The sequence below is a fragment of the Staphylococcus taiwanensis genome (assembly GCA_020544305.1).
Lineage (GTDB): Bacteria > Bacillota > Bacilli > Staphylococcales > Staphylococcaceae > Staphylococcus > Staphylococcus taiwanensis.
Window position 1 is genome coordinate 2,298,677 of sequence record CP058667.1, and the last position, 12,581, is coordinate 2,311,257.

Annotated in this window: 10 protein-coding genes and 1 other annotated feature; all 10 genes read right to left on the reverse strand. The window is 36.2% G+C overall.

What is annotated here, in order from left to right; genetic code table 11:
• Positions 1-98: 98 nt before the first annotated feature.
• The gene (gene rpsG / locus HYI43_11030) at positions 99-569 is read right to left on the reverse strand and encodes a 30S ribosomal protein S7 (protein UDI79064.1); all 471 of its coding nucleotides are present in this window, start codon (positions 567-569) and stop codon (positions 99-101) included.
• 70 nt (positions 570-639) lie between these two features.
• Positions 640-1,053 carry a 30S ribosomal protein S12 gene (gene rpsL / locus HYI43_11035; protein UDI79065.1) on the reverse strand — a complete coding sequence of 138 codons (414 nt, stop codon included), beginning with the start codon at positions 1,051-1,053 and terminating at the stop codon, positions 640-642.
• Between the two features lie 89 nt (positions 1,054-1,142).
• Positions 1,143-1,403 (reverse strand): ribosomal L7Ae/L30e/S12e/Gadd45 family protein, encoded by a 261-nt coding sequence (locus HYI43_11040; GenBank protein UDI79066.1) that lies wholly within the window; start codon positions 1,401-1,403, stop codon positions 1,143-1,145.
• 198 nt (positions 1,404-1,601) lie between these two features.
• On the reverse strand, positions 1,602-5,195 hold the full coding sequence (rpoC, locus tag HYI43_11045) for a DNA-directed RNA polymerase subunit beta' (protein UDI79306.1): 3,594 nt from the start codon (positions 5,193-5,195) through the stop codon (positions 1,602-1,604).
• Between the two features lie 190 nt (positions 5,196-5,385).
• A complete protein-coding gene (gene rpoB, locus HYI43_11050) occupies positions 5,386-8,937 on the reverse strand; it encodes a DNA-directed RNA polymerase subunit beta (GenBank protein ID UDI79067.1) in 3,552 nt (1,183 codons plus the stop codon).
• Positions 8,938-9,145: 208 nt separating this feature from the next.
• The gene (locus HYI43_11055) at positions 9,146-9,754 is read right to left on the reverse strand and encodes a class I SAM-dependent methyltransferase (protein UDI79068.1); all 609 of its coding nucleotides are present in this window, start codon (positions 9,752-9,754) and stop codon (positions 9,146-9,148) included.
• A gap of 172 nt (positions 9,755-9,926) precedes the next feature.
• The gene (gene rplL, locus HYI43_11060) at positions 9,927-10,295 is read right to left on the reverse strand and encodes a 50S ribosomal protein L7/L12 (protein UDI79069.1); all 369 of its coding nucleotides are present in this window, start codon (positions 10,293-10,295) and stop codon (positions 9,927-9,929) included.
• Positions 10,296-10,334: 39 nt separating this feature from the next.
• Positions 10,335-10,835: a 50S ribosomal protein L10 gene (locus HYI43_11065; protein UDI79070.1), complete on the reverse strand. Its 501-nt coding sequence runs from the start codon at positions 10,833-10,835 to the stop codon at positions 10,335-10,337.
• 38 nt (positions 10,836-10,873) lie between these two features.
• Positions 10,874-11,026: a sequence feature (ribosomal protein L10 leader region), on the reverse strand.
• A 165-nt stretch (positions 11,027-11,191) separates the two neighbouring features.
• Entirely contained in the window at positions 11,192-11,887 is a 696-nt protein-coding gene (gene rplA, locus HYI43_11070) for a 50S ribosomal protein L1 (protein ID UDI79071.1), read from the reverse strand.
• 225 nt (positions 11,888-12,112) lie between these two features.
• Entirely contained in the window at positions 12,113-12,535 is a 423-nt protein-coding gene (rplK, locus tag HYI43_11075; protein ID UDI79072.1) for a 50S ribosomal protein L11, read from the reverse strand.
• Positions 12,536-12,581: the final 46 nt, after the last annotated feature.

Genomic DNA, 12,581 nt, shown 5'->3' on the forward strand with positions numbered 1-12,581 from the left:
TGAATAAGTACTATAGAATATGGCGATGCCCTAAGCATGGACCATCTAAACTTGGTAAACCAATATGACGGAACACACTCAGGGTAAAAGCTTTAATCTTACCAGCGATAGTGAGCGAATGCTTTGTTCGCTTCAGCCATTTTGTGAGTATCCTCACGTTTCTTAACGGCACCACCTGTGTTATTAGCAGCATCTAAGATTTCGTTAGCTAAACGGTCTTCCATAGTTTTTTCACCACGAAGACGAGCGTAGTTTACTAACCAACGTAATCCTAAAGTAGTACGACGTTCTGGGCGTACCTCAACTGGTACTTGGTAGTTAGAACCACCCACACGACGAGCTTTTACTTCTAATACTGGCATAATGTTATTAATTGCTTCTTCAAATACTTCTAAAGCATCACGACCACTACGTTGTTCAACTAAGTCGAATGCTGAATAAAGAATTCTTTGTGCAGTTCCGCGTTTACCGTCTAACATAATTTTGTTAATTAATTTTGTAACTAACTTAGAGTTATGAATTGGATCTGGTAATACGTCTCTTTTAGGTACTGATCCTTTACGAGGCATAATTAAAATCCTCCCTTCCTATTATAGTATATTATTAAAAATTGATTTTGAAATTTACACAATCTTAAAATTAATTTTTAGGTTTTTTAGTTCCGTATAATGAACGACCTTGTCTACGTCCATCAACACCTGAAGTATCAAGCGCACCACGTACGATATGGTAACGCACACCAGGTAAGTCTTTTACACGTCCACCACGTACAAGTACTACACTGTGTTCTTGTAAGTTATGGCCGATACCAGGGATATATGCGTTGATTTCAATGTTATTTGATAAACGCACACGTGCATATTTACGTAACGCTGAGTTAGGTTTTTTAGGTGTCATAGTACCTACACGAGTACAAACACCACGTTTTTGAGGTGAGTTTAAGTTAGTAAATTGTTTCTTTTTACTATTAAAACCTCTGTTTAAAGCTGGTGAATCTGATTTCTTAGATTTGCTTTGTCTTGGTTTACGTACTAATTGGTTAATAGTTGGCATTGAAATGTCCTCCTCTCTTCACTTTTTAATCCCACACATCCAGGTGGTTCATTTTTAGGTTAAATAAAATTTAGTAAGCATAATACTTACTAATTCTCATTCAGCAATGCAACAATTGTCGCATTTACATTAATACCGACATATTTACCTAAAGCTTGTTTACTTTGAAAATATGTGATTGGTATGTTTTTATGATTGATTAAACTAAATACGTGAGCCATTAAATGGACTTCTACGTCTTGAGCAATAATCAACGATGCAACTTGATCTTTCTTTAACGCTTTAAGCGTTTCTTTAAGACCAACTACAAAGTGTTGTTTGTTAAAGCGTGCAACTTTTTCATTAGACATTGAAATATCCTCCAAAGTTCTGCTTGCATCAACCTTTACAATAATAACACCTAAACTAGTAATAAGTCAATATATTTCAATGACTTTTTACTCATTTTAAAAATTAAAGAACGAGAGCGGGACTATTCACTCAAAGATAGATAGGTCCCGTCTCGTCAACTATGAAGAATAAATCCTAATCAGAGTTTATTTCATATGTTATTCAGTTACTTCTACTTCTTCAGTTTCGGCAACTGGTGTTTCAGCTTTTTCATACTTAACGTCACTATAACGTCTCATACCTGTACCAGCTGGGATTAACTTACCGATAATAACGTTCTCTTTAAGACCAAGTAAGTCATCGCGTTTACCTTTAATTGCTGCATCAGTAAGCACACGAGTTGTTTCTTGGAATGAAGCTGCTGATAAGAAGCTTTCAGTTTCAAGAGACGCTTTAGTAATACCAAGCAATACTGGTTTAGCAGTAGCTGGACGTTTACGTCCTTTGAATGCTTCTTTGTTAGCATCAGTAAAGTTATGGATATCAACTAATGAACCTGGTAATAGTTTAGTATCACCTGCTTCGATGATTCTAACTTTACGTAACATTTGTCTAACCATTACTTCAACGTGTTTATCGTCGATTTCTACACCTTGCATACGATAAACTTTTTGTACTTCTTTAAGTAAGTAGCTTTCAGTCGCATTTAAACCAGCAACCGCTAAGAAGTTCTTAGGCTCAATTGAACCTTCTGTTAACACTTCACCACGTTCAACTGATTGACCGACTTCGACTTTCAATCTTGAAGTACCTGAAGCTAAGTAAGATCTAGTTTCATTAGCACCTTTAACAACAATCTCTTGTTGACGGTCTTTAGCTAATTTAATGTCTTCTACAACACCTTCGATTTCAGTAATCACGGCTTGACCTTTAGGATTACGTGCTTCGAAGATCTCTTGGATACGTGGAAGACCTTGAGTGATATCGCTACCTGCTACCCCACCAGTATGGAATGTACGCATTGTAAGTTGGGTACCTGGTTCACCGATAGATTGCGCAGCGATTGTACCAACTGCTTCGCCCACTTCAACTTTTTCACCTGTTGCAAGGTTTTTACCGTAACATTTTTCACAAACACCGTGACGTGCGTTACAAGTAAATGCTGAGCGGATGTACATTTGTTCGATACCAGCGTCAGTAATTTTCTTAGCAATTTCAGCAGTGATTAATTCGTCTGGACGAATAATAATTTCGTCTGTTTCAGGGTGACGAATCGTTTCTTTAGAATAACGACCTTCGATACGTTCGATAAATGGTTCAATCATTTCTGTACCTTCTTTGATATCAGAAACTAATAAACCACGGTCAGTACCACAGTCTTCTTCACGTACGATAACATCTTGAGCCACGTCAACAAGACGACGAGTAAGATAACCTGAGTCTGCTGTTTTAAGAGCGGTATCGGCAAGACCTTTACGCGCACCGTGTGTAGAGATGAAGTATTCTAACACTGTTAAACCTTCACGGAATGATGAAGTGATTGGTAACTCAATAATTTTACCTGAAGGAGCGGCCATTAAACCACGCATACCAGCTAATTGAGTAAAGTTAGATGCGTTACCACGGGCACCTGAGTCACTCATCATGAAGATTGGGTTTGTTTTCTCAAGTGATTGCATTAATTCGCCTTGAATTTGGTCTTTTGCGTCAGTCCAAATTTCAACAACAGCGTTATAACGTTCATCTTCTGTGATTAAACCACGGTTAAATTGTTTAGATACACGTTCAACTAATTTTTCATGTTCATCTAAAATATCTTGTTTATCTGGAAGTACCACGATGTCTGCAACACCAACAGTAATACCAGCTTTAGATGAGAATTTGAAACCTAAGTCTTTCATACGGTCAAGCATCATAGAAGTATCTGTAATGCTAAATCTGTTGAAGACTTCGGCAATAATGTTACCTAAGAATTTTTTATTGAATGGTTCAATAAGTTCTTGTTCCTCAAAGTAAGCTTTAAGGCCACCTTCACCTAACTGAGTTGGATCAATAAAGTATTTATCTGGTGTTTTACCTTCAAGGTTAGTTTGAGTTGGTTCATTAATGAATGCAAATGAATCTGGAATGATTTCATTGAAAATCACTTTACCTACTGAAGTAGCCAAAATTTTTCTATTTTGTTCTTCAGTGAATGTAGGGTTATTAAGTGATTGCGCATGTAAACCAATACGAGTGTGTAAATGTACATAGCCATTGGCATATGCTTTAAGCACTTCGTTTGTATCATTAAAGAGTACACCTGTATTAACTGCGTCTTTACGTTCTAAAGTAAGGTAATAGTTACCTAATACCATATCTTGTGATGGTGTAACAACTGGTTTACCGTCTTTAGGGTTCAAGATATTTTGAGCAGCTAACATTAACATACGTGCTTCTGCTTGAGCTTCTTTAGATAAAGGTACGTGAACGGCCATTTGGTCACCATCAAAGTCCGCATTGTAAGCTGTTGTTACAAGTGGGTGAAGACGAATAGCACGACCTTCTACTAATGTTGGTTCAAATGCTTGAATACCTAATCTGTGAAGCGTAGGTGCACGGTTTAATAATACAGGATGTTCTCTAATTACATCTTCTAATACATCCCATACTTCGTCGTCCATACGTTCAATTTTGCTCTTAGCATTTTTAATGTTAGTGGCAATTTCACGTTGAACTAATTCTTTCATTACGAAAGGTTTAAATAATTCAAGTGCCATTTCTTTTGGTAGACCACATTGATACATTTTTAAACTTGGTCCTACAGCGATTACTGAACGACCTGAGTAGTCAACACGTTTACCAAGTAAGTTTTGACGGAAACGACCTTGTTTACCTTTTAACATGTGAGAAAGTGATTTCAATGGTCTGTTACCTGGACCTGTAACTGGACGACCACGGCGACCATTATCAATTAAAGCATCTACAGCTTCTTGTAACATACGTTTTTCGTTTTGAACGATGATGCCAGGAGCACCTAAGTCTAATAAACGTTTCAAACGATTGTTACGGTTGATAACACGACGATATAAGTCATTTAAGTCACTTGTTGCAAAACGTCCACCATCTAATTGAACCATTGGACGAATTTCTGGTGGAATAATTGGAAGTACGTCTAAAATCATCCATGATGGATTATTACCAGAATTTCTAAATGATTCAACTACTTCTAAACGTTTAATTGCACGAGTTAATCTTTGACCAGTCGCAGATTCTAACTCATCACGTAACGTTTTTAATTCTTCGTCTAAATTGATTTCTTCTAAAAGGTCTTTAATACCTTCAGCACCCATTTTAGCTACAAACTGACCTGGGTATTTATCATAATATTCTCTGAATTCTGCTTCAGATAATAGTGATTTTTTCTCTAAACCAGTTGGACCTGGATCTACAACAACGTATGAAGCGAAATAAATAACTTCTTCTAACGCTCTTGGAGACATATCTAATAATAGACCCATACGACTTGGGATACCTTTGAAGTACCAAATGTGTGATACAGGTGCAGCTAATTCAATGTGCCCCATTCTTTCACGACGCACTTTAGATTTTGTCACCTCTACGCCACATCTATCACAAACCATGCCTTTATAACGAACACGTTTGTATTTACCACAACTACATTCCCAGTCTTTTGTAGGACCAAAAATTCTTTCACAGAAAAGACCATCTTTTTCTGGTTTCAATGTACGATAGTTAATTGTTTCAGGTTTTTTTACTTCACCATATGACCAAGAACGGATTTTTTCAGGTGAGGCTAAACCGATTTTCATATAATGGAAATTATTTACATCAATCAAGGAGCCTACCTCCTTCAATTTAGATTAGCTGTGCTATTTGATTGATTTACATTTATTGAAACTAAACAAGTAATTAAAGACCGAAACCAGTGACATCGTTCAAACTTTGAACGAATGTCACTCAATTTCTTTGTCATTCATTCTTTTTACAACGTTTTACTCATTAGTCAGTAGTTTCTTTTTGTGTTTCTGGAACATCTTTTTGTTGTAAATCTACTTTGCGCTCAGTTGCATCTTCATCATCAACATCAGCCATTTCGATTTCATTATCTTGTTCATCCATAACTTTTACATCCAAGCCTAAACTTTGTAATTCTTTCATCAATACGCGGAATGATTCAGGAACACTTGGTCTTGAGATGTTTTCACCTTTAACGATAGATTCATAAGTTTTAACACGACCTACTGTATCGTCAGATTTATAAGTTAAGATTTCTTGTAATGTGTATGCAGCACCATATGCTTCAAGTGCCCATACCTCCATCTCACCGAAACGTTGTCCACCAAATTGTGCTTTACCACCAAGTGGTTGTTGTGTAACGAGTGAGTATGGACCAGTTGAACGAGCATGTAATTTATCGTCAACCATGTGCGCAAGTTTAAGCATGTACATTACACCAACAGAAATACGGTTATCAAATGGTTCACCTGTACGTCCATCGTATAATACAGTTTTACCGTCACGTGCCATACCTGCTTCTTCAATTGTTGACCATACATCGTCATCGTTCGCACCATCGAATACTGGAGATGCAACGTGGATGCCTAAGTTTTTAGCAGCCATACCTAAGTGTAATTCTAATACTTGTCCGATATTCATACGTGATGGTACACCAAGTGGGTTTAACATGATGTCAATTGGACGTCCGTCTGGTAAATAAGGCATATCTTCTTCAGGAACAATCTTAGAGATAACCCCTTTATTACCATGTCGACCACACATTTTGTCACCAACATGAATTTTACGTTTTTGAACGATGTAAACACGAACTAATTGGTTAACACCTGGTGATAAAGTATCATCGCCATCTTCACGATTGAATACTTTAACGTCAAGAACGATACCGCCAGCACCATGTGGCACACGTAATGATGTATCTCGTACTTCACGTGCTTTTTCACCAAAGATTGCGTGTAACAATCTTTCTTCAGCTGTTAATTCAGTTACACCTTTAGGCGTTACTTTACCTACTAAGATGTCACCATCGTTAACTTCTGCACCAACATAAACAATACCGCGATCGTCTAAGTTTTTAAGTGCATTTTCAGAAACGTTAGGAATATCACGAGTAATTTCTTCAGGTCCTAGTTTAGTATCACGTGCTTCTGATTCATATTCTTCGATATGAATTGAAGTATAAACGTCATCTTTAACTAAGCGTTCACTCATGATTACAGCATCCTCGTAGTTGTAACCATCCCAAGTCATGAAACCAACAACGACGTTACGACCTAATGCCATTTCGCCTAATTCCATTGAAGGTCCGTCAGCTAAAATTTCATTGTATTCAACTACGTCGCCAACTGAAACAATTGGACGTTGGTTATAACAAGTACCTGTATTTGAACGTTTAAATTTAGCTAATGGATAGCGATCTAATTCACCTTCGTGTTCAGTTCCATTTTCTTCAACTAAACGACGAACTAAAATTTCTTTAGATTCTACGTGTTCCACGCGACCTCTGTGTTTGGCAGTGATTGCAGCACCTGAGTCACGGGCAGCTACGTGTTCCATACCTGTACCAACAAATGGTGCTTCAGTATTCATCAATGGCACAGCTTGACGTTGCATGTTCGCACCCATCAATGCACGGTTAGAGTCGTCATTTTCTAAGAATGGGATACAAGCTGTCGCAGCTGAAACAACTTGTTTAGGAGATACATCCATGTAGTCCATTTTTTCTTTAGACATAACAGTGTTGTTACCGCGGAAACGACAAACAACTTCGTCATCTAAGAAACGGCCATTTTCGTCTAAACGAGAGTTGGCTTGTGCTACAACATAACTATCTTCTTCATCAGCAGTTAAATAGTCAATTTGATCAGTGATTGCATTCGTATCTAGATCAACTTTACGATATGGTGTTTCAATGAAACCAAATTCATTTACACGTGCATAACTAGATAATGAGTTGATTAAACCAATGTTTGGTCCCTCTGGTGTTTCAATTGGACACATACGACCATAGTGAGAGTAGTGAACGTCACGTACTTCCATTTGAGCACGTTCACGTGTTAAACCACCAGGTCCTAGTGCAGAAAGACGACGTTTATGTGTTAACTCTGCTAATGGGTTTGCTTGGTCCATGAATTGAGATAATTGAGAGCTACCAAAGAACTCTTTAATTGATGCAATTACAGGACGGATATTGATTAATTGTTGTGGTGTAACTGAATCTGTATCTTGAATAGACATTCTTTCACGTACCACACGTTCCATTCTTGATAAACCGATACGGAATTGGTTTTGTAGTAATTCACCAACTGAACGTAAACGACGGTTACCTAAATGGTCAATATCATCTGTGTATCCAATACCACTTAATAAGTTAAAGAAATAACTCATTGAAGCAATGATATCAGCAGGTGTAATACATTTTACTTCTGAATCTGGTAAAGCATTACCGATTACAGTTGTAGTACGACCTTCGTCATCATTTGGTACATAAACTTTAATTGATTGAATTTCAACTGGTTCATCAATAACAGTGCCTTCTAATTCAAAGACTTCACTATTAGCATTTGTTTCTAATACTTCCATGATTTCGTCTAATTTACGACGATCTAAAACTGCGCCTTCTTCAGCTACAATTTCACCAGTTTCACTATTAACGATTGGTTCAGCTAATTTTTGATTAAATAAACGATGTTTTAAATGTAATTTTTTATTAGCTTTATAACGACCAACACTTGCTAAATCATAACGTTTAGGATCGAAAAAGCGTGAGTATAATAAACTTTTAGCGTTTTCAACTGTTGGTGGTTCACCAGGACGTAAACGTTCGTAGATTTCTAATAATGCTTGTTCAGTATTTTCAGTGTTATCTTTTTCAAGTGTATTACGTAAATACTCACTATCACCTAATAAATCAATGATTTCTTGATCATTAGAGAAACCTAAGGCACGTAATAAAACTGTTAATGGTAATTTACGTGTTCTATCGATACGAACGTAAACTACATCTTTAGCATCTGTTTCATATTCTAACCATGCACCACGGTTAGGAATAATTGTTGCGTCGTAGTTTTCACGACCATTTTTGTCAATTTTTTCATTGAAATAAACTGATGGTGAACGAACTAATTGTGAAACGATAACACGTTCCGCACCATTAATTACGAAAGTACCTGTATCAGTCATTAATGGGAAATCACCCATAAATACTTCTTGTTCTTTAACTTCGCCAGTTTCTTTAATAATTAGACGTACTTTAACACGAAGAGGTGCAGCATAAGTAGCGTCACGGTTTTTTGATTCTTCTAAATCATATTTTGGTTCACCTAATCTATAATCAACAAACTCTAAAGAAAGGTTACCTGTGAAATCTTCAATTGGAGAAATATCACGGAACATTTCTAATAAACCTTCTTCTAGGAACCAGTCGTAAGATTTAGTTTGAATTTCTATTAAGTTTGGTAATTCTAATACTTCTGAAATTCTCGCGTAGTTTCTACGTTTACGATGTCTTCCATATTGGACAACTTGACCTGCCAAACAGATTCACCCCTCAAATATTGTGTGATTAACCAATACGCAAATAAAATGCGTATAACAAGACAAAAAGAAAACGGCAACACAATTGATGACACCATTTTCGATTCTGCATTTATTCTTGTTTATCGTACTCATTTCGCGTAAAAGTACACACTTATTGAACATAAATTTTTACATTTTATAACTATATCAGAATAGAACTTTGAAATCAACCTTTTAGGCTTTTCAAGATGTAATATCCTTTATTTTTATTCACAACTTCTACATTATTAAATATTTTTTCCATTTTCTTTTTAGCTGAAGCCATACCTTGTTTTTTCTGAATCACAACGTACAATTCGCCTTGCGATTTAAGTTTTTGATAGGCTTCTTCAAAAATGCGATGAACAACATCTTTACCTGCTCTAATTGGTGGATTAGTTAATACAAAATCATAACTACTATCCTCTAATTGTGATAATCCATCACTTTCTTTAATAGTTACATTATCAATTTGATTTGCTTTTTTATTTTTACGAGCTAATTCTAGTGCACGTTGGTTAACATCGACCATTGTAATTTGATGATGTGGTGAAACTTTAGCTATCATTAACCCAATTGGACCATAGCCACAACCAACATCTGCCACATTTTTACTAGGTCCTGGCGGATGTTCATTTAAAAAGTTTTGAACTAACGTATCAGAACCAAAGTCCACTTTCCCTTTCGAGAACACACCAGCATCTGTCGTCAATTTCAATTGATGTTGTTGATAATGATAATGAATTATCTTTTCATCACTTTGTACTTCAGGATTTTCATCATAATAATGACCCACATTTCCACCTCTTTATCATTGTTCATCTTTAATTCACTTGAAAATGAAGTAAAAACCCCGTTATCGTGATAACGGGGTTTTAATTTCTCAAAGAATTCAAGCTACTTATAGTTTACACCGTCGAAAGTATAATATGAATAAATAGCTTATATATTAAGTTAAGATACTAGAATTATTTTAATTCTACAGTAGCTCCAACTTCTTCTAATTGTTCTTTAAGTTTTTCAGCTTCGTCTTTAGCAACGCCTTCTTTGATTACTTTAGGAGCGTTATCTACTAAGTCTTTAGCATCTTTTAAGCCTAAGCCAGTTGCTTCTTTAACAGCTTTAACAACTTTGATTTTTGAAGATCCAGCTGAAGTTAATTCAACATCAAATTCAGTTTTTTCAGCTGCTGCGTCGCCGCCACCAGCTGCACCAGCTGCTGCTACAGGAGCTGCTGCTGTTACACCAAATTCTTCTTCAATTGCTTTTACTAAATCGTTTAATTCTAATACTGACATTTCTTTAATTGCTTCAATGATTTGTTCTTGATTAGCCATTTTATATTTCCTCCAATTATTTTAAAATTTTATGCGCAATTATTCAGCGCTTTCTTCTTTTTGTTCTCCAACAGCTTTAACCGCATAAGCGAAGTTGCGTACTGGAGCTTGTAATACTGATAAAAGCATAGAAACAAGACCATCGTGTGAAGGTAATGAACCAACAGTTTTAACTTCTTCTGCTGAGATTATGCTACCTTCCATAACGCCTGTTTTAATTTCTAAAGCTTCGTGTTCTTTAGCAAATCCTGCGATAACTTTCGCTGGAGCTACTACATCTTCAGTTGAAGTTGCAACAGCTGTAGGACCAGTTAAGAATTCATCTAAGCCTTCGATACCTGCTTGTTCAGCTGCACGACGAACCATAGTGTTTTTGTATACTTTGTACTCAACACCAGCTTCACGTAATTGTGAACGAAGTTCAGTAACTTCAGCAACAGTTAAGCCACGGTAGTCAACGATAACAGTTGAAACTGAATTTTTAAGTTGATCAGCAATAACATCAACTTGTTGTTTTTTAGCTTCAATAATAGCAGACATTCAGACACCTCCATTTTTATTTTTGGTGCTTTTTTAATTTCTCAATAAAAAAAGCACTTTCTACCCACGGCAAAAAGCGCTTGAAAGATCATTTTAATGATCACACGTTCAAGTCAATTTTAGCCTCGGCAGGATGATATTTTAAGTTATATAATAACTCCTACTGTCTTAGGTAAAATAATCACAATAAATAATATAACCTCCATACAATCATATGTCAATCACTTTTTAAGAAAAAATAGTAATCTTTCACATTAATGGATTTGACATTCATCTCTAAGTTAAAAAAAGAGCAAGACGTAAAATTGTTTAAAAATTTATTGTCTCGCTCTTTCAATCTATATCATTACATTTAATTATAATTTGAATGATGAAGTATCAACTTTAACTCCAGGACCCATTGTTGTAGTTACACCAACAGATTTGAAGTAAGTACCTTTAGCTGAAGATGGTTTAGCTTTTGCTAATACATCTTGTAATGCTTTAAAGTTTTCAACTAATTTTTCATCGCTAAATGAAACTTTACCGATTGAAGCATGTACGATACCTGCTTTTTCAGCACGGTATTCAACTTTACCAGCTTTGATTTCTTCAACAGCTTTTTTAACGTCCATAGTTACTGTTCCAGTTTTAGGGTTTGGCATTAAACCTTTAGGTCCTAATACACGACCTAATTTACCAACTTCGCCCATCATATCTGGTGTAGCAACTACTACGTCAAAGTCGAACCAACCTTGTTGGATTTTTTGTACGTATTCAGCTTCACCTACGTAATCTGCGCCTGCTTCTTCTGCTTCAGTGATTTTGTCACCTTTAGCAAATACTAATACACGTTGTGATTTACCAGTACCGTTAGGTAATACTACAGCACCACGGATTTGTTGGTCATTTTTACGTGTATCAATTCCTAAACGGAAAGCTACTTCAACTGATGCGTCAAAGTTAGCAATGCTTGTTTCTTTAGCTAAGCTGATTGCTTCTTCAACACTATAGTGTTTAGTACGATCAACTTTACTAGCTGCTTCTTGATACTTTTTACCTTTTTTAGCCATTATTTGTTCCTCCTTTAGTGGTTTTAGCGGAATGTCCTCCCACGCTTACTTGTGCATTACACAAGTTAAGAGCAGATAACAGATGAATGTCTGAAGTTTGAGTAATCCTTTTGGCGTTCTCTAATCACTCAGACTAATCATAGACAATATGTTCGTTGTCATTTCTGTTACCTGCTATCGTCTATCAGTTTATTTCAAAAATTAAACTAACTTTGTATTCAATAATTATTGTACAGTGATACCCATACTACGTGCAGTACCTTCGATAATACGCATAGCTGCTTCTTCGTCTGCAGCGTTTAAGTCTTGCATTTTAGTTTGAGCAATTTCACGTACTTGATCTTTAGTTACTGTAGCAACTTTAGTTTTATTAGGTTCACCAGAACCTTTTTCTACGCCAGCTGCTTTTTTAAGTAGTACTGGAGCCGGTGGAGTTTTAGTAATGAATGTAAATGAACGGTCTTCATATACACTGATTTCTACCGGGATAATTAAACCTGCTTGTTCTTGCGTACGTGCGTTGAATTCTTTACAGAATCCCATAATGTTCACACCTGCTTGACCTAATGCTGGACCAACTGGTGGTGCTGGGTTCGCTTTACCTGCAGGAATTTGTAATTTAACTACTTTTTCTACTTTTTTAGCCACGATGTGCACCTCCTTGATATCGTGATGTGGTCACAGGGCTCAGTTT